Here is a 26,770-nt window from a genome sequence, read left to right on the forward strand (position 1 = left end):
ATTAGGTACCCAAACCAAAGCTTTTCGCTAGAGTCCCCATGACTAAACTCCAACCATCAACCAGTACAAACAACATAATTTTAAATGGTAATGACACTATCATCGGCGATAACATCATCATACCCATTGCCATTAATACTGAAGCAACCACTAAATCAACGATCAAAAATGGAATAAAAAACATAAAGCCGATAATAAACGCGGTTTGTAGCTCACTGGTCACAAACGCAGGTATAAGTACGATCAATGGTGTCGCTTCAGGAGAATCTAGTTGATCATAGCCTGCAATTTTAGCGAACGTTTCTAAGTCTTTAATACGCACTTGTGAAAGCATAAATGCCTTCATTGGCTCTTTGGCAAGCTCTAGGGCTTGAATCGATGTGACCTGTTCATTCAAGTACGGTTCAATCGCCTGCTCATTCACTTTTTGGTACACCGGCGCCATAATAAAAATACTTAAAAATAATGACATACCTAATAGTATTTGATTTGATGGCGTTTGTTGTAAACCAATGGCTTGGCGTAAAATTGCCAACACTACAATGATACGGGTAAATGAGGTCATCATGATCACCGCCGCTGGAATAAAACTCAGCGCGGTCATAATGGCGAGTACTTGCAGCGTTACCGAGTAATCTTGAGAGCCATCGGGATTGGTAGTAATATTCAATGCTTCAATCCCTTCAGCGTTAACTGACGGGATGAAAATCAGTGCAAAAAATAGTAGCAGCCACTTAATCATATTATTAGTTCTTTTTAGTGTGGTTAGTTTGTGGGTTTAAGAGTTTACCAAAACGCTCGGCAAGGGCTGGTAACTCTTTTTCGCTCAACGGGGTTTCTAATTTATGGAGGTAGTTAATACTGTGTGGCGTCACACCAATTAAGTGCTGACAGTTATCAATTTCGATCACCATTAAACGTTCACGTGCACTTAGCGGTAAACTACGTACCACTTTAAACTCATCCGTATTCACTAAATTAGGGTTTAGCTTTTTAACCAAAAATGCCAGTACAACAATCAGCACTAGCACCATGATTAAAGACATCGCCATTGACAATAAATCGCCCATCGGTGAGCCTGTGGGGAGCGCAGCACTGGCTGCGGTCGATAAAAATAGCCAACTGTTCATCGCAATTTTTTGATCCGTTCAACTTGGCTGATCACGTCAGTCAGGCGGATACCAAATTTATCATTAACTACAACAACTTCGCCATGCGCTATCAGGGTACCATTGACTAGTACATCCAATGGTTCTCCTGCTACGCGGTCAAGCTCAACCACCGAGCCTTGATTCAGTTGCAGTAAGTTACGAATATTAATTTTTGAACGTCCGACTTCCATGGAAATCGTAACTGGGATATCTAAAATTGTATCGAGTTTGCGTTTTTCTTCGCCACTCATTTCATGTCTAGTGTCACTTAACTCGTCAAGCTCAGTTACTTTGGCGCCATCAGAATTCTCCGTCCCTTCAGCTTCGGCCAATGCTGCAGCCCATTCGTCCATTGTATCTTGGTCATCACTCATACTATTAAACCTTTTTATTCTCTTACCAGTCTAAATCAACACCTTCCGAGAGGTGTAAATCATCTTCTAGTTCTGCTAATTCCGCATCTGAATCAAATTTTTTGCCGCCTTTGGTAAAGACATGCAGTTCTGATTTAACCGATTCAGGACGTTTAATTTTTTCACTGATTTGCAGTGCAACATTATCGCGAGAGCGACCCATTTTGGCTCTGAATGTGGGTAACTCTTCAACAAATACCGTGATATGCTCTGGCATTTCGACAGGGATAATATCCCCCGCTTTTAATTCCATGATTTGCGCTAAGCTTAAATCAACTTCAAGTAGCTGTGTTGATATTTCAACTTCCACATCCATGATTTCATCTCGCAGTGCTTTACTCCAGCGTAAATCAGTATCTTCGGTATCTGATTGCACACCCGCATCGAGCAATTCACGAATAGGCTCAAGCATTGAATAAGGCAAGGCAATATGAAAATCACCGCCGCCGCCGTCAAGTTCGATATGGAATGAGCTGATCACGACCACTTCGGTTGGACTAACAATGTTTGCCATCGCAGGGTTTACTTCTGAATCAAGGTATTCAAAAGACACGTCCATCACCGGCGCCCATGCTTCTTTGTAATCTTCAAAAATTATTTTCAGTAGCATTTGCACGATACGTCGTTCGGTAGGCGTAAATTCACGGCCTTCTATTTTGGCATGATAGCGACCATCGCCACCGAAAAAGTTATCAACCAAAATAAACACTAAACGTGCTTCCATAGTGATTAAGCCCGTGCCTTTGAGCGGGCGAAAACGCACCATATTAAGGCTAGTAGGAACAAATAAAGTATGGATGTATTCACCAAACTTTATCATTTGGACGCCATTGATAGAAACTTCAGCAGTACGACGCATCATATTGAACAAACTGATGCGCATGTGCCTTGCAAAGCGTTCGTTGACAATTTCCAAAGTCGGCATGCGACCACGAACAATACGATCTTGTGAAGAAAAATCGTATTGCAGCGTACTACCGCCATCATCACCGTCTTGTAAATCCTCCTCTTCGACTTCATCAACGCCATGTAAGAGAGCATCGATTTCATCTTGGGATAATAAATCGCTCACGCTGACCCCTTATTGCATCACAAAGCCGGTAAACAACACCCGCTCGATTACTTTACTACCTTCTACGTCAGTTAGCGCAGTTTGTACTTTATCAAGCGCTGCCACTCGTAGTGTTTCTTTTCCTTCACTGGTGCCAAGTTCATCGGCTGTCGTGGTTGAAAATACGCCAAGTAAAGTGCCTTCAATCAGTGGAATATGCTTTTTGGCAATTTCTTCATTGACATCACCACGTACCAACAATTGCACTTTAATTTGCACGATACGATCACGACTGGCGCCAGGGACATTAAAAATAAATGGTCGCGGCATAGCGACATACAAAGCACTGCCGACTTTTGCACCATCACCACTGGCAGCAGCGGGCTCTGATGCCGTAACTGATTCATCGGCAAGTGTTTCTGGTGCAGCATCAGAGCCTGACATCAAGAAAAACCAGGCTGCACCACCTATTACTAAAACGGCCGCTGCAATAATGATGATCCACTTCTTTTTATTTTTGCTACCGTTTTCAATTTCTAAATTTGCTTCTTCAGCCATGCCAATTTCCTTTACGCCTTGATAACAGTGATATTACGAGTGTCACTTCACACCATCAAGTTATTTATTTTTATAGTCTTATAATAGCAGGTGTTAGGCATAGTAATCTATTGATGATGAAGATTGTTGCCCAGTTGCAGCTGAAGATTGCTGAGTTACGCTATCCTGCTGTTCATTTTGTTGCTGATTTGCCGATTGACCTTGGCCATTTTGCTGTCCATCGGCACCGTGTTCTGCTTGGCTATTACCTTGCTGAATGCTACTTTCCCCTAACTCAATGCCTTGTTGTGCTAGTAATTCACGTAATCGAGGTAATGATTGCTCAAGCGCTTCTTTGGCTTGTTGATTTTGCACAACAAAATTAATGTGTGCTTGCTCGGCATCACTACGAATACGAATTTGCATACTGCCCATTTCTGGTGGGTCTAGACGTATTTCAGCTTCTTTATTGTTGATACTTAATAAAGCGCTCACTCGTTCTTGTAATAACTTAGCCGCGTCACTTTTCACAATATTCAACGCTTGCAATACCGTAGGGTCAAGGTTTACTTGTTTGGTTGCTGATGTAGGACTCGCTTGTTGAGCGTGCATTACTTGCATATCAGCCAGTGCTTGTTGATAACTTTGCTCACTACCTTCAGAAACCGCCGTTGCTGTAAGTGCCGTTGCCAGCCCTGTAATTTGTCCAAACAACTGATTAACACGAGTCAAAGAGTTATCTCGAACTTGGCTTTGCTCTGTTTTAATATTTTCAGCAAATTGATCGCTTTTTAGAACATTATCTTGCACTGCCAGCTTCACTTCTTGCTCTTTGCTCGCGGCCTTTATAAATGTATCTTGTGCCATAGATACTTTATTATTTGTATCTGAAGTAGTGTTACGACTCGAGGTAGTCGCGGTGCTTGCTAAATTATCTGTCATTGACTGAACGGTCAATTGAGCTTTTGATTCAATCAGTTTTTCAGTACTCTGTGGCTGGGCTAATGCAGCAATAGCTGTATTGATCTGAGTTAATAAAGCCCCTTTGGGCTGCTCAGTGCTGACAAAATTTTGTAATTGCTGGCTTAATGCCTGTTTTTGCACAGGACTTAACAGCGAAATGTCTTTACTTAGTTGAGTTAGCTCTGCCGTGTTCATAGTCGCAACGGCCGTGCTAGGTTTTGCAACTTCTTTACTATTAAGCTCTACAAATTCAGCCAGTATTTGTTTTAAATCAGTTACGTTAGCCGTTGTGGCACCTTGCTCACGGATAGCATTTACTTGTGTTTGCAACTGTTGCCGTTGCTCTGGTGTTAAGTTAACTAATAATGGATCTGCATTTTTTTGTCCTGCCGGTTGTTCACTCAGCAATAACTTGGTGCTCTGATCTAACGCTGCATCATTAGGTTTTGTGGGATTTTCAATGTGTTGTGCAGCAGCGTGTGCTGATGGCGCAGTATTAACCGGTTTTGTATTGCTTGCCTCACCCGCCATTAAAGCGGTTTTTATAGCCGCAGCAGCCTCTGTTAGCGATGCGCTTGCATCCCCCTTAATCGAACTGCTCTGCTCTGCTGCTTGTGATGCATAAGCACTTGGCTTTATTTTTTCACCATCGCTGTCTGCAACAACCTCTTTAACTAATGCAGAGCCTGATAATACAGGAGATTGCTGAGCCAGTACTTTATTCAGCGGCATATCTTTTGCCAATTGTTCGTCTTTAGCTGACTGTTTGTCTTTGACTGATTGCACGTCATCGATGATAGGTGTGACAGCGTCTCCACCAGCAGTATTCCCCTTGAGTTGCAACTGTTTATCAATGGCTTCTGCAACAACGGTTTTTTCTGTTAGCAGCGTCGCTTTTAGTTGCTTATCAACAGGCTCATCAGCCTCTAGTGGGGTGTCAATAATAGGGGTTACTTTGTCAATAGGGCGCGGTGTTTTTAACTCAATCAGTGTATCAGGATCAATTGCTTCTTCTTGATAACTACCAAATTGGGTAGTGAGTGTAGAGTTTGTAGCTGAAGTACTATTTACGCTGGTATCCATATTATTTGCCGCAGTGATCTGGGCGAGCATATCATCACCAGAAATCGTAGAATCACTTTCAGCGTCGTTGTCGATTGCTGTTTTTTCAGTGCTTTCTGCTTTGTCTTGAACTACAACTAACTCGCTAAGCTTACTGCTATTAGGCTCTTTAACAAGGGGTTCAACACTATTATGCGCAGTTTGTAGTTGAGTAAAAAAGTCACCACCTTGAGTGCTTTCATTATCTGTTGCTGCACTGCCTTTGGTACTGTCTTTTTTGTTTAACTGAACATCCTTATCAGTTGAGATAAACACTGAAAGCTCACTAATAGCCATAATTCACCTAGATTAAAAGTGGCAATTTGCCGCCGCAGTTTGCCAAAATAAATACTTCATGTATTAAATAAGCAAGTAATATGCCTAAGCTGATTAGAATAAATAAATAAATAATCCAACTTAGCGCAATGAATTATAAACTGCGGTGTCTTTGGTAAAATTGATTTGCTGAGAATTCATCCAACATTTTTTGTTCATTCTTTTGCGCAAGCACATTTGCTTTCAGTTGTTGTTTTTCTATTAACTTAGCAACCGCTTTGGCTTTAATTTGTTGTTTTAGCCATAAACTTTGCCGTTGCGAAACAACTTGCTTCGCAGTACTTACGGTATTCGCTTGCTGGCGAATGGCTTCTTCTATTTTGGCAATAAACGCATGATACTGGCTAAACCCTGCACTACTTAACCCAGATTGCCCCTTCAGATGTAATTGCTGAGTATACTCCAGCCTAAAGTTATTCAATCCCTGCAGCTTTTGTTGATTAACTTGCAAGTTTTGCTGCGCTTGCAAAAAATTCATCCGTAACGACTCTTCTTTATCGTTTTCTATTTTTAGCAATAAATCGAGCTTATTATTCGCCATTATGCTTGTCCTAATAATTGCGCAAGCCCTTGCAAGCCATCGTCATAACTGATCACCTCTTTCATGCCTTGTTGTAAAAAGGCATTCACTCTTGGCATCATATTGATTGCTTGATCCAACATTTGATCGGTGCCTTTTTGATAAGCCCCTAAGGTGATCATATCTTTATTTTGCTGGAACATTGAGTACACTTGTTTTAACACGCGTGCTTGCTGCATATGAGGCTCAGAAACAACTTGCGGCATAACCCGAGAAATTGATTTTTCAATATCTATCGCTGGGTAATGGCCACTATCAGCAAGCTCACGTGATAACACGATATGGCCATCTAAAATTGCTCGCGCAGCGTCAGCTATAGGGTCTTGCATATCATCACCTTCACTGAGTACCGTAAAAAATGCGGTAATCGAGCCTTGCCCTTCACCACCATTGCCCGCCCGCTCCACCAGCGCTGGGAGTTTTGCAAATACTGACGGTGGGTAGCCTTTTGTTGCTGGGGGCTCACCTACAGCAAGTGCTATTTCACGTTGCGCCATGGCATAACGCGTTACCGAATCCAGTAACAATAGAACATTTAAACCTTGATCCCGAAAATATTCAGCTATAGTCACGGCACTTTCACAACCTTTTAAACGCATCAAAGGGGAAGCATCGGCAGGAGCCGCCACCACCACTGAACGTTTGCGCCCTTCTACTCCGAGTATTTCTTCAATGAATTCTTTTACTTCGCGGCCACGTTCACCGACAAGGCCAACCACGATAACATCCGCTTCTGAGCCGCGTGTCATCATACCCAGTAATACTGATTTACCCACACCGGAGCCTGCGAATAACCCCATGCGCTGGCCTTGACCAACAGTGATCACGGAATTAATCGCGCGTACGCCAACATCCATTGGTTGGGTGATCGGTCGTCGTGATAACGGGTTAATGGTATTTTGCGCAAATTTTAAATAATGCTCAGCCTTGATTGCGCCTAGGCCATCCAATGGACGCCCAAGCCCATCAACAACACGGCCAAGTAAACTCATGCCGACCGGTAACCCTGTGTCGTTTACTTGTGGGATCACCCGTGCACCTGGCAGCACACCTGAAATATGATCGTTGGGCATTAAATACAATGTTTGATCGTTAAAGCCAACAATTTCAGCATCAACAAAACCGTGCATCGTCTCAATTTTGCATTGACTACCCACAGGTGCCCGTAACCCTTTCGCTTCTAAAGTTAACCCTACAACACGGGTTAAAATTCCAGCAACTGCGGGGGTAGGCCGATGAATATGCTGTTGATATTGTTGTAAACGTTCACTTAACGGACGAGGTTGAGAGCTCATTGCAAACCAAAAATAGCGTTAGATACCACTACTATGCAAAAAGCTATCCAATGTTTCTTTGACGCGGGTTTTGATGGTCATATCAATGGATGATTGTGGGGTTTTAACTTGGCAACCGCCCCGCTCTAACGTAGGCTCTGGTACCAATTGCCAGTGATTATCAGCCAAAGCCGCTTCACCGTAACTGCTTTTTACCAGCTCAATATCATCAGGGTGCAAATGGATGCGCACACCTTGTTGCTCATTAGCTAATACATCAATACATTGCTTTAAGCTTTGTAAAACAATCTCTGGAGACGTTTTTATCTCTTGATAAACAAGTGCTTCCGTTAACATAACGGTTAACTGAACCAGCTGTTTTTCAGCATCGTCATCCACTTTTGCAAGTGGTGCTGACAAGCTATCTAATAAGCTTTTTAAACTTGTTAGCTGCTCTTCTATAAGCGGTTTTACATCTTCATGGCCTTGTGTTTTACCAAGCTCAACACCTTCTTTGTAGCCTGCTTCTTTGCCTTCGCCTACGCCTTTTTCAAAGCCATCAATGTAACCTTGTTCATGGCCTTGTTTTAAACCTTCTTCATACGCATCTTGACGAATGCGCTCCAACTCAGCCATTGTAAGCGATGGCAGTTCTGGCTCTTCAGGCTCCACATCTGCTGCGTTTTGTTCAAGCTCTTTACGATATAAATCCGCCAGCGGCGTGCCAAACGCGGTTGAGCGACCAGCAAATTTTCGCGCGTCTTGCGTCACATCTGGAATTGGCCAATTTTCTAATAACTCATCGACCGCTTCACTGGCATGTAGAGGACGGCCTTGGTATTGAGTAGGTTTTGTCATGGTTTACAAGAACTCCTCACCACCACCACCGCCAAGCATAATTTCACCTGAATCCGCTAACCGACGCGCTGTCGATAAAATTTCTTTTTGCGCAGCTTCTACTTCACTAATTCGCACCGGTGCCATCGCTTCAAGATCGTCCGCCAATAATTCGGCGGCACGTTTTGACATATTGCTGAGAATTTTTTCTTTTAATGCATCGTCAGTGCCTTTGATTGCTTTCATCAACACATCTTGCTGTACTTCGCGCAAGATAGCTTGAATACCACGATCATCTACATCCATTAAGTTTTCAAATACAAACATTAGATCTTGAATTTGTTGCGACATTTCCTCGTCATGTTCACGAATTGAATCCATTAACTGCCCTTCAATATTGGTATCAAGGTAGTTCATAATATCTGCAGCGGCTTTTAAGCCACCCATTTTCGCAGCTTGCGCGCCTGCTTGTCCGGCAAATTGTTTTTCCATGATCTCATTCAACTCTTGCAAGGCTGCTGGTTGCACTTCTTCAAGGTTAGCAATTCGCATGGTTAAATCTAAGCGCACTTTTTCAGGGAATTGCGCCAAAATTTCGGCAGATTGCTCCGGCTCTAAGTACGATAAAACAATAGTTTGGATTTGTGGATGCTCGTTGCGAATAATATTGGCAACTTGTTTTGAATCCATCCATTTTAGTGAATCAAGGCCTTTGGCCCCGGAGCCCATTACAATTTGGTCAATTAAACTCGCTGCTTTATCTTCACCAAGTGCTGCGGTTAAGGCTTTTTTGATAAAGTCTTCCGATTGGAAACCTATCGTACTAAAGCTTTGTATTTGTTCTATAAACAAGTTATGTACAGCACTTATTTTGGCTTGCGATAGATCATCTATCGCCGCCATTGCCATACCCACTTTTTGCACCTGTTTAGGTTCAAGGTGCTTGAGTATTTGCGCTGCATCTTCTTCTGATAAGCTAAGCAGTAAGATTGCGGCTTTATCTACACCGTCTAATTTATCAACATCAAACGCTGCTGGCAGTTGTTTTTGTTCTTGATCAGTCATCTTCAGTTAACCACGCTTTCACAACTTGTGAGGAGAGTTCCGGTTCATTCGCAACCAAGGCGCGAACTGCTTTTAATAAGTCTTCATCGCCGTGTAGGTCTGGTAACTGTAGTGTACCATCACTTGAGAAGCCAACCGAAGCAGAATCAAAATCTTTATTTAGCATATCTAAAGTGTTATCACCAATATCAACACCTGAGCTCAGAGCATCATCATCATATTCTTCAAGGGTGTCATCAGGGTAAATTAGGCGTTTCAGCATAGGCTTAACCACCGCCATAATCAACACTATGATAACCAGCGCACCAAGTACTAAACGCACTACTTTCATAAACCAGCTTTGTTCCCAAAACGGCACTTCAATTGCTAAGTCCATGGGTTCACGTACAAACGGCACTGTCACAACTTCTAAGGCATCACCACGTTGTAAGTCAAAGCCCACACCGCCTTGTAGTAAACGCCGAATATTTGACAAGGCTTCCACAGAACGCGGTGCCATGGTGGTTTCACCATTTTCACCTACTGTTGCCAGATAATCTACCGCCACCGACACACTAATACGACGGATCACACCACTTTGCTGACGCTTATGCGAAATAGTGGTATCAAGTTCATAATTTCGCGTTGCTTCTTTGTGGCTTCGACTCGGTGATGACGCTGTGCCAGCACCATCTTGCCCTGCCACTTCAGGTATATCAGAATTAACTGGGGGTTGATTAGTTAACGCGCCAGGAATACCGATAGCTAAACCGCCGATGTTGTTTTCTTCAAAGGTGGTCTCGCTGCGTACCGCCGGTAAATCAGGGTTGAAACGTTTTTGTGTTTCTTCAATTGCACTAAAGTCCATACTTAAATCAACTTGTGCAGTGTAATTACCCAAGCCAAGTACAGGAATGAGGATACTGTCTATTTTCTCTAAGTATTCTTGTTCACGCTTACGTTCAACTTCGTACTCTTTACGTGAGCGTGAGGCCAATGAACTTTGTGAACCTGAGTTTAGCAGGCGGCCATTTTGATCGGTGACCGTCACGCGTGCAGGCTCTAAACCTTGCACTGCAGAGCCGATGATATCAACTATCGCGTCCACTTCTTCACTATCAAGTGTACGGCCACGCTTTAAGGTTAACACCACCGTTGCTGATGGCTTCTTCTCGCGACGAGCAAATACATTTTCTTTTGGAATTGCGAGCAATACTTTGGCACGCGTGACATTTTGTAATTCTTCGATAGTACGAGCAAGTTGTTGCTCACGACCATGTTTTAGCCGTTCACGCTCCAAACGCTGGCTAACACCAAAACCCATATCTTGCATAATTATATCTGTGCCAGAGCTCGGTGCTTGCTCAATACCCTCACGGGTCATTAGCAATTTAATGTTTTGATATTCGCTCTCAGCAACAGATACCACATTACCATCAAGTTGATAATCTATCTTTTGTGCATCTAAAAAGTCGAGCGTTTGAATAAGCTCTTCCGTTGGCATTTTGCCAAGTGGCCGCATATCAGGCTGACGCGCCCAAATAATCACGAAGATTGCAATCGCTAAACAAATAGCTAACGCAATGACCAAAGTGACTTGACGCAATACATCAACGCCGTTTAATGCACTTAAATAGCCTGACTTTTGTTCTTGTTGATCGTCGTTATCAGTTTGGTCGATACCGCCGCCGGCCAAAGCAAGATCGGTTGATTGATTAGATTGCGCCACAATAATTCTCCACTACCTAGTTAAACAGGCATGTTCATGATTTCTTTATAGGCTTCTACAAGTTTGTTACGAACTTGCACAGTTGCTTCAAAGGCCACAGACGATTTTTGTGATGCGATCATCGCATCAGCTAGTGATACATTGCGGTCACCCATTTCTACCGCTGTTACTTTTTGTTTCGCATTTGCTTGAAGGTCATTGACAGTATTGAGTGCATCACTGAGTAAATCACCAAATTGGGCGCTTGAAGTTGGCTGAGCCTGCGTTGGTAAGTTATTGGCTTGATTACTACGGCCAGCTTCGAGAGCCATAGATTGCATTTCTTGAAATAATGCGCTGTTTTGAATTTTCATAATTGTCTCTGACGATGCAGTTTACTAATAACTTAATAAAGCACAAACCGTGCCAATTAATAAATCATTAAATATCAATAATTTGAATTGAATTTTGGTTGTCAGAGTTTTGACAAGTTTACGCCCAGCAAGGCTGAGCGTAAATTAAATAACAAAGGAAAACAGAGTTATTGAGGTTTAAGCAGGTAACGCAATTCCCAAATCGCGCATTTGTGCCAACTTATAGCGTAAAGTGCGCGGACTAATGCCAAGTGTCTCAGCAACATCTTTACGTTTTCCTTGGCAACGATTAAGAGTTTCTAAAATAATACGGTGCTCTTTGTCTTTGAGCTCATCTTTATAACTACCGGAATCTAAACTTGGCAGTTCCCCTTCAAATGGGGTGCGCTCTGTGCTCGCTTTTATAGTGGGTGCTTGCACGTCATAATATGCATCGTTGGTCGGAGAACTGGTTGTAGCTGAATTAACCACGGTTAGATTTTCAGATAAAGCCGTGGTTAATGGCGCTTCAGTTAAGTTTTCAATAAAAATAGCTTGCTCATCAATCACATCACCATGGCGTAATATCAATGCGCGTTGGATCACATTATCAAGTTCGCGTACATTGCCAGGCCAAGTGTGGGCTAACAACTTTTGCTCAGCAGCCGTACTCAATTGTGCTATTGGCTCTTTACTTTTATTTAGATGACGTTCAATTAAATGCTTTGCTAGTACAACAATATCGCCCGGACGTTGGCATAGAGGTCGCCACATTAACGGAAATACGTTTAAACGATAATACAAATCTTCTCTAAATTGATGCTTAGCTACTGCTTCTTTTAAGTCACGGTTGCTGGTTGCTAAAATTCGCACATCGAGTTTAATGGTTTTACGCCCGCCTAAACGCTCCACTTCGCGCTCTTGGAGGACACGTAATAACTTAGCTTGCAGCCCTAACTCCATCTCAGTGATTTCATCGAGTAAAATGGTGCCGCCTTGAGCTTGCTCAAATTTTCCTGGGCATGCTTGAATAGCACCAGTAAACGCGCCTTTTTCATAGCCAAATAAGGTAGCTTCAAGCATATTCTCAGGGATCGCAGCACAGTTAATAGCAACGAATGGCTGCTCTGCGCGATCTGATTTATCATGAATAAAGCGTGCGAGTACTTCCTTACCTGAACCACTGGGGCCAAGCACCATCACACTGGCGTCTGATTTAGCAACTCGACTGGCAAGTTCCAGTAGCTGAATACTACTAGGGTCTGCGACAATTGGGCCATCGGTTTCTTTTTCAGGCTCTGGTAGATAGCGGCTGACCATATTAAGTAACACTTCGGGCGCAAACGGTTTCGCCATATAGTCAATTGCGCCTAACCGCATAGCCTCCACCGCATCATCAATAGTCGCATACGCTGTCATCATTAAAACCGGTAAATCAGGGTAGTTAAGATTAATGCTGCGTAGTAAATCAAGGCCACTCATCGCGCCCATTTGGACATCACTGACGACCAATGAAAACGACTCTTTTTTCAGCAGTACCATCGCTTGCTCAGCGCTATCGGCTGCGACACAATCAATGCCTGACATTTCTAACGTATCTATTAGGGCTTCACGTAGCCCTGCATCATCTTCGACGACTAAAATCGTGTTGTTCATAGTGCCTCCACTGATTTAGACTCTGCATAAATAGGCAACAGTAAGCTGAAACTTGCTCCGCCTGCGGCATTATTAGTTACTTCAACCCGTCCTTGATGTGCATTCGCCACTGAACTGACCACGGCTAAACCCAAGCCTGTGCCTTGGCTTCGAGTAGTAAAAAACGGTTCAAATAATTTCTCTGCTTGGCTTAAATCAACACCAGGGCCATTATCGCTGACGATTATGCGTACCAACTCAATCTCATCATCACGTTGCGCGCTTAGCTTAACATGAGCCTGTGATCCTATGACTTGAATACTATTATGAATGAGGTTTTGTATCGCACTGGCAAGGGCTGTTTTGTTGCCCATAATTTCGATGTCTGGTTCCGGTAAGCTCACTTCAAGCTCACTGTTATTAAGTGTCATCATGGCATCGGCGCCAGTTTTAACTTCACTTAACAACTGCTGCATCGAGACACGTTCAACTACCTGTTGGTCGCCACTTTTAGCAAATAACAACATATCGTTTACTTGGGTTTCAAGATCTCTTAAGCGCGACATCAGTTTGGTATGAAAATTCCCTCGCGAGCTTTCCGGTAAACGTTTAGAACCTAAGTTTGCGGCGTATAACATAGCGGCAGACAGTGGTGTGCGAACTTGATGCGCAAGCGATGCCACCATCTTACCAAGCGCGCTCAAACGCTGCATGTGCGCAACTCGCGTTTGCAAACGGCGGGTTTCAGTCAAATCGGTCATTAAGATCAATTGCCCGGGCTCGGGCGTTAATGCATTTATTTCTAACTTTATAAGACGACCATCTTTTAGTGATACTTCATGGCCATCATCTTGTTGCGGGCGAAACGAGCGTTGGATCACACTAAACCACTTTTCACCTTCAAGTGGCTCGCCCAGCATATCAATAGCGATTTGATTAGCTTTTGCGATCATACCGCGACCATCAAGCACAATAACGCCTGCTGGCATGGTATCAACTAAGTGGCTTAACCAACTCGCTTGTTGGCGTAATTCACTTAATTCACCAATATACTCTTCTTGCAGTAAGCATGGGTTATACTGAGTAGCTGTGATAAATTGTGGTTTTAAGACATTAGCTAAAGCCATAATGCATTCTCGTTTACGGGATCTAACTAGCTAAATGCACAAATTGTACCAACAATTATTATCAATGTTTTCATTTGGTTAGCGTATTTTAAGCGCGACAGAAAAATGACGAACGGTTTATTTACAAAAGGACCTACTATGAATTGTGCAAAGTTATGTCGTTGCCCTTGGCTGGATACCAGCAAAGATGACTATGTCGCCTATCATGACGATGAGTGGGGAGTACCCGTTTATGACGACCAAACACTCTTTGAATTCATTACCCTTGAATCAGCACAAGCTGGATTAAGTTGGTACACCATTTTGAAAAAACGAGCAGGCTATCGACGCGCGTTTCTGAATTTTGATGTCATAAAAGTCGCGCAAATGAGCGAGCAAGATGTTGAGCGATTAATGCTCGATGAAGGGATCGTACGCAACCGCTTAAAAATTGCAGCTACGATTAATAACGCAAAACGCTTTATTGAGATCCAACAAGAGTTTGGCAGCTTTAGTAACTATCAATGGCAGTTTGTAGGTGGTAAACCTATAGTGAATGAGTTAGATAAGCTCAGTGACTACCCTGCAATAACAGAAGCATCCACAGCGTTTGCTAAAGACTTAAAAAAACGAGGCTTTAAATTTTTAGGGCCAACCACAGTGTACGCTCATATGCAGGCCTGTGGCATGGTTAATGACCATAGTAATGACTGTTTTCGTAAAGCAGAAATTATTGAGAAATATTAGGGGTGAAAGGTGCTAGGTGCTAGGTGCTAGAAAATATTCTCTTTGCGCAATTAATCTTGTAGGCGCGGGTTTACCCCGCGCAATTAAAATTTATTCACTGGAATAGTGTCGGCAAAGAAAGAAAATAATAGCTCTTGCATTTTTATCTCAATTGCATACAATTTACGTATATACAATTGTAATTACAGGTGCACTATGGGTACTATTAATATTCGTGTTGATGATGATTTGAAAGAGCGTTCCTATGCAGCATTAGAGAAATTAGGTGTAACTCCGTCAGAGCTACTAAGGCAAACATTGGAATACGTTGCACAAAGAGAGGCATTGCCGTTTAAATCAGTGCTACTAACCAGTGAAGATGAAGCACTAATTACTGTAGCAAAAGCTCGTTTAGCTGATCCAAAAGCTGGTGTGAAGGTCTCATTGGATGACCTATGAATTAGAGTTTGATCCACGAGCGCTTAAAGAATGGCATAAATTAGGTGAAACAGTACAAAAGCAGTTTAAAAAGAAGTTAAGTGAAGTGCTGAAGCAACCCAGAGTTGAAGCTAACCGGTTAAGGGAACTCCCTGACTGTTACAAGATCAAATTACGTCAAGCAGGGTATCGGTTGATATACCAAGTGTATGACGAAAAAGTGTCTATTCTTATTGTCGCAATAGGGAAAAGAAATAAGTCAGAAGCTTACAAAAATGCGGAGAAACGAGTTTAAAATCCCTCAAACTTCATTTGGTAATCTTTCAGAATCCCTATTATCTGTTTTGGAGGTAAAAATAAAGGTTTAGATTTTAGGGGATTCGAAGACCGTCGCTCGAAGCCCGTAGCATTTTTTCTTCTCATTTACCCTCATTGTCTTCTCTTTGTGCAAATAGTTTTTAGTGATTTATTCACCACAGCCCCCCGTAATAAAGACGGTGTGCACGTCAGCAAGTTTAACTCATACGAGTAATGACGAAGCCCATTCTAAAGCTGTAATCACCATCGTGCTTGGTTAATTTCTGCCTAAACCTACTACCTGACACCTAAAACCTGCTCTTAGCTGTTAATCTCGTGATAAGTTATATTTTTTCATTTTTTCAACTAAAGTCGTGCGGCGTACACCTAAAATTTCCGCGGCACGCGCGACTACGTAATCATAACGCTCAAGCGCTTGGCTGATCAGACTGATCTCAAGTTCAGCCAAATAATCTTTTAGCTCGATACCTTCGTCGGGTAAAAGATCTGCCGATGGCTGAATTGCTTCAACTTCTGGCTCATCGTCATAATCACTAAAGCCGGTACTGAAAATATCGTTAAACGCATCACGTTCCAGCAGCTCTTCTGGGTATTCGGGTTCGTAAGCATCGACTTCAATATAACGGTATTTAGCAGGCAGATCGGGAATATCAACCACTTTATCTGGCAGCATGATCACCATACGCTCAACTAAGTTAGCTAACTCGCGAATATTACCCGGCCACGTATGCTCTTTAAGACTATCAATTGCGCGCTCGGTAAATTTAGCAGTTGTGCCACTTTGTTCGCTAATGCGGCGCATTAACTCTTTTAATAATAATGGAATATCATCGGCGCGCTCTGCTAGTGATGGGTTTTCAATGGGGAAAACGTTGAGCCGATAATAGAGATCTTCACGAAAACTGCCCTGCTCTATCATCAGCTCAAGGTCACGGTGCGTGGCCGCAATGACCCTTACATCAGCCTGGATAGCTTTGGTCCCGCCAACCCGTTCATAACTGCGTTCTTGCAGTACACGTAACAGCTTAACTTGCATTTGCAGTGGCATATCGCCTATTTCATCTAAAAATAGGGTGCCGCCTTGGGCTAGCTCAAAACGGCCTTTGCGAGCAGAAATAGCCCCAGTAAACGCGCCTTTTTCATGACCGAATAACTCACTTTCAAGTAACTCTGCCGGAATAGCACCACAGTTAACTGGCACAAACGGCCCTGAATTGCGCTTTGATAATAGATGAACATTTCGCGCCACCACTTCTTTACCCGTTCCAGATTCACCGAGTATCAGCACATTGGCATCGGTTTTAGCAACTTGTTCAATTAAAAAACGTACATCTTTAACCGCTTCGGTCTCGCCAACTAAGCCATCAAAAGTTTTGTGTGGTTTTGTATGCTTATGATCACTTGGCAGCATACGTTGATATTGTTGGCAGTCATGTATTAATTGGGTGGTGACATCATGATTAAACGGCTCACAAATAAGGCCTACAACATTAGCAATACTTAATAGTGGTTTAAGCGTTTCGCCAATTAGTAAGAAAGGTAATGTAGGATAGCGCTTGATCAGGCTTTCATGATCTGAGTCTTGCAGAGCGCCAAGGATCACCATACATGATTGTTTTTGGTACTTTTCACATTCTTGTTCAAGGCTTGCATCATCAAGCAGTTGCACGGCCTCACCAATAAAGGTAAGCGCAGCATGTAAACCAATCGCACGATTATTATTATTATCTAAGATCAAGATCATTATTTAGCGAACCACAGTTACTACAAGCTATTAATAATTTAAATTGTAAGCGAGTTTGGGAGGGATGCAAGCACTAAGCGGCAGTTTTTTGACAACCATGCCAAAAAATAGACGCTTAGCTAATTGCAAGTAATACTTAAGAATTACTGCTGTATCATTAATGTTAAAGCAAGCCTAAAATAGATTCAGCAGATTGGTTGGCTTGTCCACGCAGTGCAATTGACGCTTGTGCTAAAATGTCATTTGATACCTGCTGTGAAACCGCCTGCGCATAGTCTGTATCTTGAATACGACTTTGACTCGCTGCGATATTTACTTGCTGAGTCCCCAAGCCTTTAATGGTACTTGCCAAAGTATTTTGAAAAGCCCCTAATTCAGCTCGTTGTGCATTAATTTCCTCGCTAGCTTGGCTACTAATATCAATTGCTGTTTGAGCACCTGCTTGAGTAGAAATATCAATTGTTGATATTACTGATGCAAAACTACCGTCCGAAGGAGTAATCGTTTGATTTGTATTCGCATCAGGGCCAACTTGAAACGACACCGACTGACCATCAAACAAAGGTTTTCCTGCAAAATTAGCATTTTCAAACGTCTCGGTAATTTGGCCTTGTAACTGCACCACTTCTTCTTGCAAAGCAGCACGGTCAGTATCATTTAATGCCCCATTCCCGGCTTGGATGGACAATTCACGAATACGCGAAACAGCATCATTCACACCCGATAAGTTTGATTCGGTCGCTTGCGAGTAAGAAATACCATCATAGGCATTATTCACCGCTTGACTATAACCGTTTTGCTGCGAAGTTAATCTATCGATTATTTGTAATGCAGCGGCATCATCCGCTGCAGAGTTTACTTTTTTACCCGTAGCAAGTTGCTCTGCAAGCTTGTTACTGGTTTGCTGTGTTTGGTTCAAAAAATTAGTTGCTGGTGATTGAATTTTCATAACAGGCTCCGACACGCTGATTGGTTAAATTGTAGCTTAATTTGCCAAATTTTGCACTTTGTACCATGGTTTAATTAAATTAACTTGGCATCGTGCTTGCTAACTTACTCTGTTAATAGGTAAAGTACTGAGCAGTGTATTAAATTTCACTTTTTGCGTATTTAATTTTTATTATAACTACGCCAATGATAAATAACTTGGGTAAAACTATGTTCGATAACAAAACAATTTTAATTACCGGTGGTACCGGATCATTCGGTAAAAAATACGTAAAAACGTTACTTGAACGATACAAGCCTAAAAAAATAATTATCTTCTCTCGTGATGAGCTGAAACAATTTGAAATGCAGCAAGAGTTTGATCAACCCTGTATGCGTTATTTCATCGGTGATGTACGTGATAAGGACCGTTTACGTAGAGCAATGCGTGGGGTTAACTATGTGATTCACGCAGCTGCGCTTAAGCAAGTTCCCGCAGCTGAATACAATCCTATGGAATGCATTAAAACCAATATAAACGGTGCGGAGAACGTGATTGATGCTGCCCTTGATAATAATGTTGAGAAAGTTATCGCACTCTCAACTGACAAAGCGGCTAATCCAATAAACTTATATGGCGCTACTAAATTGGCATCGGATAAGCTATTTGTAGCGGCTAACAATATTGCGGGAGGCCATAAAACCACTTTTTCCGTTGTACGTTATGGTAATGTAGTGTGTTCTCGTGGCTCAGTTGTTCCTATTTTTCAAAGGTTCATTGATCAAGGTCGCGACCATATCCCTATCACCCATGAAGAAATGACCCGCTTTTGGATAAGCCTACAACAAGGTGTTGATTTCGTTTTAACTAACTTTGAGAGGATGTTAGGGGGAGAAATTTTCGTGCCCAAAATACCCTCAATCCGTATTACTGATTTAGCTAAAGCTATGGCGCCTGATTTACCTATTAAAATAATCGGTATTCGTCCAGGTGAAAAGCTTCATGAAGTAATGTGCCCTGCAGACTTATGCTTTGAAACGTATGAATATCAAGATCATTTTTTAATCGCCCCTGGAATTAAGTTTAGCAGCCGCAGTAATGATTTCACTGTTAATGCGTTGGGTGAAAAAGGGAAAAAAGTAAAACAAGGTTTTGAATATAACTCTTTAAGCAACCCACACTATATGACTTTTGAAGAAATAAAAGACTTTAATGTGCAAGCACTACTATGACAAATAAAGTAATTCCTTACGGCAAGCAAAGTATTTCACAAGACGATATAGAGGCCGTTGTTGATGTATTAAAGTCTGACTGGCTTACACAAGGTCCTAAAGTACCCGCTTTTGAGCAAGCTATTGCTGATTACTGTGGTGTAGAATTTGCGTGTGCGACTAATAGCGCCACATCTGCTCTACATATCGCTTGCTTAGCATTAGGCGTTGGGAAAAGTGATATTGTTTGGACTTCTCCGATCTCTTTTGTAGCCTCGGCAAACTGCGCATTATATTGTGGTGCCAAAGTCGACTTTGTTGATATAGATCTAGATACAGGGAATATGTCACCTAGCGCATTAGAACAAAAATTAATCAGTGCAAAAAAAACAGACTCTCTCCCTAAAGTAGTTATCCCAGTTCATTTGGCAGGCCAATCATGCGATATGCAAGCCATTTATCAGCTCGCTACTAAATATGATTTTAAAATTATCGAAGATGCTTCCCACGCTATTGGTGCTAAATATTTTGATAAACCCGTTGGAAATTGTGAATTTTCTGATATTTGCGTATTCAGCTTTCATCCCGTAAAAATCATCACTTCAGCTGAAGGCGGCATGGCGGTTACAAATAATGAAGAACTAGCAAAACTTTTAAAGCGTTTACGCAGTCATGGCATTACCAGTGATCCTGATGAAATGACAGAGCTCAGTCATGGACCTTGGTATTACCAACAAATTGACCTTGGCTTTAATTATAGAATGACTGAACTACAAGCTGCACTAGGGCTAAGTCAGCTTAAAGAGCTTGATCAATTTGTCGCTGAGCGAAATAAACTAGCTAATATTTATACTAACGAATTTAAAAACTTACCAATTTCACACTTACATCAATCTTCACAAAGCTATTCAAGTTACCATTTGTATATTATTCGATTAACTGGGGATGCCGTTAAAAAGCATAAAGAGCTCATTTGTTCTTTAAGAGAGCACGATATTACAAGCCATTTGCACTACATACCTATCCATATACAACCTTACTATCAAGCACTTGGTTTCAAAAAATCTGACTTTCCAAATGCGATTGAATATTATCATTCTGCGCTTACCATTCCACTGCATCCAAAACTAACAAATTTGGAGCAGGATTACATAATAAAAACAATCATAGAGTTTTTATGAAAATTGCTTTAGGAACTGTCCAATTTGGCATAAATTACGGTGTGAGTAATACCTCAGGCCAGACCTCTCAGAATCAAATTCAACAGATAATTGAACTTGCAAAAACGGCATCAATCACAACAATTGATACCGCTTCTGCATATGGAGATGCGGAGGCTAGATTAGGCCAATGTGGTCTTTCGTCTTTTAAAGTTGTGAGTAAAGTGAAGCCGATAACATCGCAAAGTAATGTAAATGATTACGTCACATACGACTTAGATAAAACGCTTAAAGATCTCCAGCTGCCAGCTATCTATGGTTTGCTATTACATAACGCACAAGACTTTAATCATTATCCGGAATTAACTGCTATTTTAAAGAACAAAAAAGCGCAGGGACTGGTAGAAAAAATAGGTTTATCTTTATACTCGCCGACACAAGTATCGGATGAAATGCTTTGTTTTGCAGATTTGGTGCAAATACCTGTAAACATATTTGATCAGCGGTTTATCAAAACAGGGGTTTTAGATAGACTAAAGAGCAAAAACATTGAAGTCCATACCCGATCCGCTTTTTTGCAAGGACTACTTCTGATGAGTGAGGGAGACTGGCCTGCATATTTTAACCCGATAAAGCCTCAACTAGAACAATTCCACCAATTAGCAAAAAAACTAAACATCTCCCCTCTCTCGTTAGCACTAAATTACGTAATAAATATTACTCAAATCGATAAAGTCGTTGTCGGTATAAATAATTTGGCCCAGCTTGAAGACATATTAATAAATATAGATAACCAAAATTACGATATCGACTTTGGAGAAATCAGCTTACAGGATGAGCGCTTTATTAACCCTGCAAACTGGCAAATAAGTTAGAGATCCATATAATTGATAGGCGCTTTTGTCGATTCTCTGATCAACACTAACGTATTATCTGGGCCTATATTAAATAAGCAATCTAAAGCACTAAGGTGAGAAATAAATTCACCTTTTTGCTGAATGTAATTTGGATGTTCAAAGTTTTGGTAAAACACATCAATCCCATTGCTTACCAGCTCACCACCCGGTGTGTTTGCTTCAATATAATCTTTAGCACCTAGCGGAGATAGATAGGTGTCACAATACATAACCTCACACAAAGACACTAAACGCTCATCTTTAATGCCTGAGACACTAGATAACTGTGACGAACTGCAAGTAGGTGTTGTTATACCCATATATTTCATAAGCATTTTAATCAATGCGATATTAAATTTTGCGACAGTATTTAAATTATCTTTTTCAAATACCTCAGAAAGGCGGGGAAATAGTTCAGCGAAATACGCTGTTTTATTGTAGTTTTCGTAAATACTCTTTAAGTGCTTCTTCTTCCAAGAATCTGCTTTTATGTATGGCGTATTTTCAATAGTCGCGCCCATACGCCCATCTGGCGTTGTAACGTGGCAACTTAACATGAGTGCCTGGTTTTTTGTTTTAATTCTGTTACGAATATGCCAGTCACTTTTTTCAAGTTTTACATTATCTAAAAAAATAAACTTATCAGCACTATCTATTAAAGAAAAGTAGCCAAGCCAAGGTAAATAAGTCGGTTGCATAACACTTAAAATCATGAATCAGCCTTTTTACTCAGTTTCATTGTAAACTCATAAGGAAAACCATTTTCTTTCGTTACATAATCATGCTTTAGAAAGATAAATGGAGTTAGATTACGTTTAAATTCATCGAGGAGAGTGACAGGGCTTACATAAAATAAAGAATCATCAAAAAAATCAACGTAGGTTGATAGTGCATTAAAAACTACCGACTTTCTAGCGCTAGAAAAACTTTTAGCAATTGTGAAATCCAAAAACGCTAAGTTGTCACTCATCTTATTATTAAAAACCCCGCTAATCAGAATATGATCATAACCTTTTGCGATATCATCCTGATAAATATCAAAGACAGCGAACTCTGCTTTTTGATCATTTGCAAACTTATTCTTCGCTGACTCAATAAATTCAGGTACTAAGTCATAGCCTAAATACTCTCCTTGAAAGCCATTTTCTCTAAAATAAATAAGCATATCCGCAAGCCCACAACCCAAATCAATTACTTTGCTTTTCTTTGATATAAGCTTTAAAAAAATATCAAAACGAACATTTTGAGCCTCTTTTGATACATGCTGTACCGCTTTATGACTATCACCATACTCTTTATAAAGTGATTGGTAATATGATTTTAAATAGTTACTCGTATCTGTAGGCATTAATAAACGTCACCATGTCAGTTAGCTGTTGTTGCGGTGTTTCTGGACGGACAAATAAGTTAATAATCTGATTGCTAATACGCCTTGAGTTTGGAAAGTATCCATGCGTCTGCAAGTCACCTAGAGACTGATAATGTTTAGTAAAGACTATATTTTCTTGCTTTGCTTTTACGAGAAATGGATCTCTATTTTCGAGTAAAAGTGGGTAGCGCCAAAAGCTAACTTCTTGATCAAAGTGTACCTTAGTAAACAGCGGGTTCTTTATATTATTTTGAAGATACTCCACGTTCGACTTGCGAGATTGGCCATATTCTTGCAATTTAGAAACCTGAGCTTTTAAGGTTCCTAATTGTTCAAACTCTGCATACTGGATCATTTTATTATTAAATATAAATTCTTTTGCACGTTGATAATAATCACTGTTATTTGTTAATACTGCTCCACCATATTGGTTATTAATCGGCTTATCATAGCCAAAACTCAATATGGAAAAATCACCATAACTTCCTAAAGGCTTATTTTTATAAGTTCCACCATAAGCTAAGCAAGCATCTTCTATGACCACTAAATGCCTTCTTTTTGCAAATGCAACGATATCATCAATTTTGCAATAGTGCCCATAGCCATGAACGGCCACGATAACGGAAACAGAGCTGTCAAATACAGCTACAATATCACTGAGCTCCATTGACAACGAGTTCATTGAAACATCTGCTAGCACAACGTTAAACCCAGCCATTTGAATAGCAAATAATACAATAGGACAACAACTCGCAGGCATTATTACTGAGCTACCCTTAGCTACATTTGATGCATTGAGTGCTGTGACAATTGCAAAACTGCCTGAGCTTGTCAATAACGCAAAATCTCTAATAAACCGAGAAGCTAGTTCACGCTCTAATTCGATTAAATCCATAGCCTCATGTCCTTACGATATTGAGATAATGGAAATGTACTAGGCTGTGATAGAATTTCCACATTGCGAACAGCCCCCTCTAAATCACTTTTTAGTTGCTCAAAAGAGAAAAAACGCCATTTAGAATAACGATGTATTAAGGGAATAGTCTTCTCATACTCTAAATTACTGGTTGCTTTTATTTCTTTTTCAAACTGACTGTCTAAGACATCACCAATCAGAATAACGCCTCCGGGCTTACACACTCGTATCATTTCTTTTATTACCGAAAGCGCATAATCATAACTTGGAAAATAATGGAAAATACTGTAACTCAAGACTCGGTCAAACTGGTGTTTCTCGAATGGTAGATTATTGGCCTCAGATTGATAAAAGCATCCCATAGGCAATAACTTTTTCGCTTCTTCGATCATAACTTCGGAATAATCAACCCCAGAACACCCAGTGCAATTACTCAATAATTTTGATAATAACAGACCATTACCACACCCTACATCTAAGACATTATTGCCTTTCACTGAGAAAGAAAGTTTCTTTTCAACGTCATCGGTAAGTGCCTGCCATAGCTCGTCCTCAAAAGGTCTACCAACTTGTGCTTTAAAATCATGATTATCACGGGCGATTTGATCCCACTCTGCTTGTTTAGAATTAAACTCACTCATTTTGAAACCTTTATAATCTCTTTTGCTAAACAGTTAGTAGAATTTAACGTGTATGCTATCTTCATGGCTTCGTACTGCATTTCAATCTTTTCATCGATAAACAACTTCATTTTATAAACCAACTCGTTCACTTCGATCCCATCAGCTAACCCTAGATCGAATGTCAAATTAGCATGCGCTAATTCGATTGTATCCAAATGCTGCTCACTTGTTTGCGAGATGGCACAGTTTGGTAACAAACAATAACCTGATTCATATTTAGTCAGTCCACCACCGTTTATGACTAAATCAACACACTCATAGAGGTTAGACATATTTTCTACAAAATTGACTATCTCAATCGTATTATGCTTCATATTTATGTGGTTACTTTGTTTACTCAACAAGAAGATTCTCTTACCTATTAACAGTTGATCAATCGCCTCAATAACTTTATTAGCAACCCCAAAACGATCATCTCCACCAATAAAAATTAGAACGGTATCTAACTTTTCTTTTCTCGGTTGCATCATTTTTCTTGTACGTAATTGAGTGAGTTCTTCAGAAAAAGAAAAGAATCCTAAACCCAACCTATGTGCAGGCGTCTGCATGCAGAACTTATGGGCATTGAACCTAAAGTTAATAATCAGGTCTGCAAAATCAAAGTTATACTGGTCAAAGTCGTCGATAATACAAACTTTATGTCCCATCTCTTTCACATCAATAAAGATACTCTTATCGATGGTATAGTCATCAAATATAAATACCGATGTTTGTTTTAACTGAGGTATATCTGATAAAAGCCCGAAGCCTAGATTATTAATGCGAACTTTGGAAAAACTATCAAACTCTCCGATGAAATGTACTGTACCTTTATTTAGAAAATCACTGATCTCTCTAGCAATATTTAAGCATCGCGATAAATGCCCATATCCTGTCCTTTTTGAAGCATTACAATAGAACATAAAATCATACATTAGTGACTATCGCTTAGCGTATTACTGATCGCGTTAAATGTGTCAACCAATACATCACCGAGTAGCCAATACTTACCACTAAAACGGCCTGAAATTATAATATTGTCTGCGCTTTCTTTAAGCATATTGTAATTTCTGATAACACTTTGCTCAAACTCAAATGTTGGTACTGGGAACGTATTATGTATTACCTGATGTTTATAACTTAGCAGGCTCGCATTAGCGTCGATCAAATTCATTTTAATTAAATCTTCAAATACTTGCTTAGGTGGTACTTCGTTTTCTGACTTATCAGCTAAAGCTTCTGCTGTAATTTGATTTTGCTTGAGGCTGTTAAAGTTTCCATAGAGTGTAACCCTAAAAACACGCGAACTTTCATCCCAATTCCAAAGGTAATGTGAAGACTTATCTGTAAGCGGTTTATCTAAACAAAAGTGATAAATGTGTGCGGTTCTGAAAGTTACACTTACGGGTTTTGTTTGCATGTTCATTGCATTCAAAGCAATAAATGGTGGCGCGCTCCAATAGAGTAAGTCACAGCTAATTATCTCTCCATTATTTAGCCTTACCTCTGTAATCTTGCTATTATTTTTATGTAAACTTGCAATCTCGCACTGTGTTTTTATTTCTACCCCACATTGCTTTACTTTATTGACTAAGTCGTCGACCCAAGCCTGCATCCCTTTTGAGGATTTAGGATACAAATATGCGGGTTCTTTAATTCCATCACTATATAAGCGTTCTTGGTAGCTTTTGTGTTTATGATAACCGAGCTTAGCGTCATATACTGGTAACTCTTTTAATTTTTCAGTGGCAGCCTCATCCAGCGCTATAATACGAGTGGCACCAAAATAATTAACACTATTCTTGGATGTTAATTTTGTATAATCACCCTGCTCACCATAAAGCTTATCAATAACAGGTTTAACTAAGTTTTCAAAAAATATTGGCCCCAACGTTTCTTCTGAGTAATCTTGAATATTAGTTGCACTTGAGTCTGAGTTGCGGCTAATAAGCTGACCAATCCCCTGTTCATAAAGAGCTAAAGGCAGTTTCCTTGCATCTATGGTCTGGGATTCATAATCCCATTTTTTAGCAAAATAGTTTCCTGTTTTTAATTGAGGAATACAGAGCCAACTTTCTTTTTGTTCAACCTCGGAGCCAAATAAAAAATTATCTAACTCATCAATACCGGTTAAATTTGGGATATGTGTTCCCTGATCAAAATAATTTTCATCATCGTCCGTAACTGAATTAAGCAACCCACCACACTGCTCTGATTGCTCAATTAATACAACATTCCTTCCCTGTTTATTCAATAAATATGCAGCCACTAACCCAGCTACACCACCACCAACGACTACACATTTACCCATTT

28 protein-coding genes are annotated in these 26,770 nt (G+C 40.7%); 6 read left to right on the forward strand and 22 right to left on the reverse strand.

All coding sequences use genetic code 11. The features are described from left to right. Position 1 precedes the first annotated feature (1 nt). The 14 genes from fliP to NDQ71_RS06290 all read right to left on the reverse strand — a co-directional run bounded on the left by fliP (position 2) and on the right by NDQ71_RS06290 (position 14,110). A complete protein-coding gene (gene fliP, locus NDQ71_RS06225) occupies positions 2-742 on the reverse strand; it encodes a flagellar type III secretion system pore protein FliP (RefSeq protein WP_192540944.1) in 741 nt (246 codons plus the stop codon). A gap of 4 nt (positions 743-746) precedes the next feature. Beyond that, positions 747-1,130 (reverse strand): flagellar biosynthetic protein FliO, encoded by a 384-nt coding sequence (gene fliO / locus NDQ71_RS06230; RefSeq protein WP_301562420.1) that lies wholly within the window; start codon positions 1,128-1,130, stop codon positions 747-749. Continuing rightward, on the reverse strand, positions 1,127-1,525 hold the full coding sequence (fliN, locus tag NDQ71_RS06235) for a flagellar motor switch protein FliN (protein WP_283710341.1): 399 nt from the start codon (positions 1,523-1,525) through the stop codon (positions 1,127-1,129). The genes fliO and fliN overlap by 4 nt, the downstream gene beginning before the upstream one ends. 22 nt (positions 1,526-1,547) lie before the next feature. After that, complete coding sequence (fliM, locus tag NDQ71_RS06240) at positions 1,548-2,636, reverse strand: flagellar motor switch protein FliM (RefSeq protein WP_192540947.1); 1,089 nt, start codon at positions 2,634-2,636, stop codon at positions 1,548-1,550. Between the two features lie 9 nt (positions 2,637-2,645). Beyond that, positions 2,646-3,173, reverse strand: a complete 528-nt coding sequence (gene fliL, locus NDQ71_RS06245) for a flagellar basal body-associated protein FliL (protein ID WP_192540948.1) — start codon at positions 3,171-3,173, stop codon at positions 2,646-2,648. A gap of 93 nt (positions 3,174-3,266) precedes the next feature. Further along, positions 3,267-5,513: a flagellar hook-length control protein FliK gene (locus NDQ71_RS06250; protein ID WP_301562421.1), complete on the reverse strand. Its 2,247-nt coding sequence runs from the start codon at positions 5,511-5,513 to the stop codon at positions 3,267-3,269. Between the two features lie 133 nt (positions 5,514-5,646). Next, positions 5,647-6,093 (reverse strand): flagellar export protein FliJ, encoded by a 447-nt coding sequence (fliJ, locus tag NDQ71_RS06255; RefSeq protein WP_192540950.1) that lies wholly within the window; start codon positions 6,091-6,093, stop codon positions 5,647-5,649. Further along, on the reverse strand, positions 6,093-7,427 hold the full coding sequence (fliI, locus tag NDQ71_RS06260) for a flagellar protein export ATPase FliI (RefSeq protein WP_064666535.1): 1,335 nt from the start codon (positions 7,425-7,427) through the stop codon (positions 6,093-6,095). Before fliI ends, fliJ begins: the two co-directional genes overlap by 1 nt. Before the next feature lie 18 nt (positions 7,428-7,445). Next, entirely contained in the window at positions 7,446-8,264 is an 819-nt protein-coding gene (fliH, locus tag NDQ71_RS06265) for a flagellar assembly protein FliH (RefSeq protein ID WP_192540951.1), read from the reverse strand. 3 nt (positions 8,265-8,267) lie between these two features. Beyond that, positions 8,268-9,308: a flagellar motor switch protein FliG gene (gene fliG / locus NDQ71_RS06270; RefSeq protein ID WP_301562422.1), complete on the reverse strand. Its 1,041-nt coding sequence runs from the start codon at positions 9,306-9,308 to the stop codon at positions 8,268-8,270. Continuing rightward, positions 9,301-11,016 (reverse strand): flagellar basal-body MS-ring/collar protein FliF, encoded by a 1,716-nt coding sequence (gene fliF / locus NDQ71_RS06275; protein ID WP_301562423.1) that lies wholly within the window; start codon positions 11,014-11,016, stop codon positions 9,301-9,303. Before fliF ends, fliG begins: the two co-directional genes overlap by 8 nt. Before the next feature lie 20 nt (positions 11,017-11,036). Then, positions 11,037-11,369, reverse strand: a complete 333-nt coding sequence (gene fliE, locus NDQ71_RS06280; protein ID WP_301562424.1) for a flagellar hook-basal body complex protein FliE — start codon at positions 11,367-11,369, stop codon at positions 11,037-11,039. Positions 11,370-11,546: 177 nt separating this feature from the next. Then, the gene (locus NDQ71_RS06285; protein ID WP_301562425.1) at positions 11,547-13,004 is read right to left on the reverse strand and encodes a sigma-54 dependent transcriptional regulator; all 1,458 of its coding nucleotides are present in this window, start codon (positions 13,002-13,004) and stop codon (positions 11,547-11,549) included. Further along, positions 13,001-14,110, reverse strand: a complete 1,110-nt coding sequence (locus NDQ71_RS06290) for a PAS domain-containing sensor histidine kinase (RefSeq protein WP_301562426.1) — start codon at positions 14,108-14,110, stop codon at positions 13,001-13,003. The genes NDQ71_RS06285 and NDQ71_RS06290 overlap by 4 nt, the downstream gene beginning before the upstream one ends. A gap of 138 nt (positions 14,111-14,248) precedes the next feature. On the opposite strand from NDQ71_RS06290, the gene NDQ71_RS06295 reads away from it, so the two are divergent. The 3 genes from NDQ71_RS06295 (at position 14,249) to NDQ71_RS06305 (ending at position 15,548) form a co-directional block, all read left to right on the forward strand. Beyond that, positions 14,249-14,836: a DNA-3-methyladenine glycosylase I gene (locus NDQ71_RS06295; protein ID WP_301562427.1), complete on the forward strand. Its 588-nt coding sequence runs from the start codon at positions 14,249-14,251 to the stop codon at positions 14,834-14,836. Between the two features lie 195 nt (positions 14,837-15,031). Beyond that, positions 15,032-15,274 carry a type II toxin-antitoxin system RelB/DinJ family antitoxin gene (locus tag NDQ71_RS06300; protein WP_192540956.1) on the forward strand — a complete coding sequence of 81 codons (243 nt, stop codon included), beginning with the start codon at positions 15,032-15,034 and terminating at the stop codon, positions 15,272-15,274. Further along, a complete protein-coding gene (locus NDQ71_RS06305) occupies positions 15,264-15,548 on the forward strand; it encodes a type II toxin-antitoxin system RelE/ParE family toxin (protein WP_192540957.1) in 285 nt (94 codons plus the stop codon). Before NDQ71_RS06300 ends, NDQ71_RS06305 begins: the two co-directional genes overlap by 11 nt. Before the next feature lie 330 nt (positions 15,549-15,878). Here the strand turns inward: NDQ71_RS06305 and NDQ71_RS06310 are convergent, their stop codons facing one another. Beyond that, a complete protein-coding gene (locus NDQ71_RS06310) occupies positions 15,879-17,315 on the reverse strand; it encodes a sigma-54 dependent transcriptional regulator (RefSeq protein WP_301562428.1) in 1,437 nt (478 codons plus the stop codon). A 163-nt stretch (positions 17,316-17,478) separates the two neighbouring features. Next, positions 17,479-18,264: a flagellin gene (locus NDQ71_RS06315; protein WP_301562429.1), complete on the reverse strand. Its 786-nt coding sequence runs from the start codon at positions 18,262-18,264 to the stop codon at positions 17,479-17,481. A 209-nt stretch (positions 18,265-18,473) separates the two neighbouring features. Between NDQ71_RS06315 and pseB the strand changes: the two genes are divergently transcribed. Genes pseB through NDQ71_RS06330 form a run of 3 tightly spaced genes read left to right on the forward strand, consistent with a single transcriptional unit; the run spans position 18,474 to position 21,489 of the window. After that, complete coding sequence (gene pseB, locus NDQ71_RS06320; RefSeq protein WP_301562430.1) at positions 18,474-19,475, forward strand: UDP-N-acetylglucosamine 4,6-dehydratase (inverting); 1,002 nt, start codon at positions 18,474-18,476, stop codon at positions 19,473-19,475. Further along, the gene (gene pseC / locus NDQ71_RS06325; RefSeq protein ID WP_301562431.1) at positions 19,472-20,635 is read left to right on the forward strand and encodes a UDP-4-amino-4,6-dideoxy-N-acetyl-beta-L-altrosamine transaminase; all 1,164 of its coding nucleotides are present in this window, start codon (positions 19,472-19,474) and stop codon (positions 20,633-20,635) included. Before pseB ends, pseC begins: the two co-directional genes overlap by 4 nt. Then, complete coding sequence (locus NDQ71_RS06330; RefSeq protein WP_301562432.1) at positions 20,632-21,489, forward strand: aldo/keto reductase; 858 nt, start codon at positions 20,632-20,634, stop codon at positions 21,487-21,489. The genes pseC and NDQ71_RS06330 overlap by 4 nt, the downstream gene beginning before the upstream one ends. Here NDQ71_RS06330 and NDQ71_RS06335 read toward each other — a convergent pair. The 6 genes from NDQ71_RS06335 to NDQ71_RS06360 are packed head-to-tail and all read right to left on the reverse strand — an operon-like array spanning position 21,486 to position 26,768. Continuing rightward, positions 21,486-22,223: a WbqC family protein gene (locus NDQ71_RS06335; protein WP_301562433.1), complete on the reverse strand. Its 738-nt coding sequence runs from the start codon at positions 22,221-22,223 to the stop codon at positions 21,486-21,488. The genes NDQ71_RS06330 and NDQ71_RS06335 overlap by 4 nt on opposite strands. After that, positions 22,220-22,858, reverse strand: coding sequence for a bifunctional 2-polyprenyl-6-hydroxyphenol methylase/3-demethylubiquinol 3-O-methyltransferase UbiG (locus NDQ71_RS06340; RefSeq protein WP_301562434.1), 639 nt, complete (start codon positions 22,856-22,858; stop codon positions 22,220-22,222). Before NDQ71_RS06340 ends, NDQ71_RS06335 begins: the two co-directional genes overlap by 4 nt. Continuing rightward, positions 22,839-23,774 (reverse strand): DegT/DnrJ/EryC1/StrS family aminotransferase, encoded by a 936-nt coding sequence (locus NDQ71_RS06345; RefSeq protein WP_301562435.1) that lies wholly within the window; start codon positions 23,772-23,774, stop codon positions 22,839-22,841. Before NDQ71_RS06345 ends, NDQ71_RS06340 begins: the two co-directional genes overlap by 20 nt. Then, positions 23,765-24,436 carry a class I SAM-dependent methyltransferase gene (locus NDQ71_RS06350; protein ID WP_301562436.1) on the reverse strand — a complete coding sequence of 224 codons (672 nt, stop codon included), beginning with the start codon at positions 24,434-24,436 and terminating at the stop codon, positions 23,765-23,767. The genes NDQ71_RS06345 and NDQ71_RS06350 overlap by 10 nt, the downstream gene beginning before the upstream one ends. Then, complete coding sequence (locus NDQ71_RS06355; RefSeq protein ID WP_301562437.1) at positions 24,433-25,392, reverse strand: glycosyl transferase; 960 nt, start codon at positions 25,390-25,392, stop codon at positions 24,433-24,435. The genes NDQ71_RS06350 and NDQ71_RS06355 overlap by 4 nt, the downstream gene beginning before the upstream one ends. Continuing rightward, positions 25,392-26,768 (reverse strand): FAD-dependent oxidoreductase, encoded by a 1,377-nt coding sequence (locus NDQ71_RS06360; RefSeq protein WP_301562656.1) that lies wholly within the window; start codon positions 26,766-26,768, stop codon positions 25,392-25,394. Before NDQ71_RS06360 ends, NDQ71_RS06355 begins: the two co-directional genes overlap by 1 nt. Positions 26,769-26,770 lie beyond the last annotated feature (2 nt).

This window comes from Pseudoalteromonas sp. KG3 (assembly GCF_030436385.1).
GTDB classification, from domain to species: Bacteria; Pseudomonadota; Gammaproteobacteria; order Enterobacterales; family Alteromonadaceae; genus Pseudoalteromonas; species Pseudoalteromonas prydzensis.

Coding starts and splice junctions, on each gene's coding strand:
- NDQ71_RS06330 (WP_301562432.1), top strand. CDS start 20,632: ATGAAAATTGCTTTAGGAACTGTCCAATTTGGCATAAATTACGGTGTG.
- pseC (WP_301562431.1), top strand. CDS start 19,472: ATGACAAATAAAGTAATTCCTTACGGCAAGCAAAGTATTTCACAAGAC.
- NDQ71_RS06360 (WP_301562656.1), bottom strand. CDS start 26,768: ATGGGTAAATGTGTAGTCGTTGGTGGTGGTGTAGCTGGGTTAGTGGCT.
- NDQ71_RS06350 (WP_301562436.1), bottom strand. CDS start 24,436: ATGAGTGAGTTTAATTCTAAACAAGCAGAGTGGGATCAAATCGCCCGT.
- NDQ71_RS06305 (WP_192540957.1), top strand. CDS start 15,264: ATGACCTATGAATTAGAGTTTGATCCACGAGCGCTTAAAGAATGGCAT.
- NDQ71_RS06300 (WP_192540956.1), top strand. CDS start 15,032: ATGGGTACTATTAATATTCGTGTTGATGATGATTTGAAAGAGCGTTCC.
- fliG (WP_301562422.1), bottom strand. CDS start 9,308: ATGACTGATCAAGAACAAAAACAACTGCCAGCAGCGTTTGATGTTGAT.
- NDQ71_RS06250 (WP_301562421.1), bottom strand. CDS start 5,513: ATGGCTATTAGTGAGCTTTCAGTGTTTATCTCAACTGATAAGGATGTT.
- NDQ71_RS06310 (WP_301562428.1), bottom strand. CDS start 17,315: ATGATCTTGATCTTAGATAATAATAATAATCGTGCGATTGGTTTACAT.
- fliP (WP_192540944.1), bottom strand. CDS start 742: ATGATTAAGTGGCTGCTACTATTTTTTGCACTGATTTTCATCCCGTCA.
- fliJ (WP_192540950.1), bottom strand. CDS start 6,093: ATGGCGAATAATAAGCTCGATTTATTGCTAAAAATAGAAAACGATAAA.
- NDQ71_RS06290 (WP_301562426.1), bottom strand. CDS start 14,110: ATGGCTTTAGCTAATGTCTTAAAACCACAATTTATCACAGCTACTCAG.
- fliE (WP_301562424.1), bottom strand. CDS start 11,369: ATGAAAATTCAAAACAGCGCATTATTTCAAGAAATGCAATCTATGGCT.
- fliH (WP_192540951.1), bottom strand. CDS start 8,264: ATGACAAAACCTACTCAATACCAAGGCCGTCCTCTACATGCCAGTGAA.
- fliI (WP_064666535.1), bottom strand. CDS start 7,427: ATGAGCTCTCAACCTCGTCCGTTAAGTGAACGTTTACAACAATATCAA.
- fliL (WP_192540948.1), bottom strand. CDS start 3,173: ATGGCTGAAGAAGCAAATTTAGAAATTGAAAACGGTAGCAAAAATAAA.
- pseB (WP_301562430.1), top strand. CDS start 18,474: ATGTTCGATAACAAAACAATTTTAATTACCGGTGGTACCGGATCATTC.
- NDQ71_RS06345 (WP_301562435.1), bottom strand. CDS start 23,774: ATGGATTTAATCGAATTAGAGCGTGAACTAGCTTCTCGGTTTATTAGA.
- NDQ71_RS06335 (WP_301562433.1), bottom strand. CDS start 22,223: ATGATTTTAAGTGTTATGCAACCGACTTATTTACCTTGGCTTGGCTAC.
- NDQ71_RS06340 (WP_301562434.1), bottom strand. CDS start 22,858: ATGCCTACAGATACGAGTAACTATTTAAAATCATATTACCAATCACTT.
- fliN (WP_283710341.1), bottom strand. CDS start 1,525: ATGAGTGATGACCAAGATACAATGGACGAATGGGCTGCAGCATTGGCC.
- fliO (WP_301562420.1), bottom strand. CDS start 1,130: ATGAACAGTTGGCTATTTTTATCGACCGCAGCCAGTGCTGCGCTCCCC.
- NDQ71_RS06295 (WP_301562427.1), top strand. CDS start 14,249: ATGAATTGTGCAAAGTTATGTCGTTGCCCTTGGCTGGATACCAGCAAA.
- NDQ71_RS06285 (WP_301562425.1), bottom strand. CDS start 13,004: ATGAACAACACGATTTTAGTCGTCGAAGATGATGCAGGGCTACGTGAA.
- NDQ71_RS06315 (WP_301562429.1), bottom strand. CDS start 18,264: ATGAAAATTCAATCACCAGCAACTAATTTTTTGAACCAAACACAGCAA.
- NDQ71_RS06355 (WP_301562437.1), bottom strand. CDS start 25,392: ATGTATGATTTTATGTTCTATTGTAATGCTTCAAAAAGGACAGGATAT.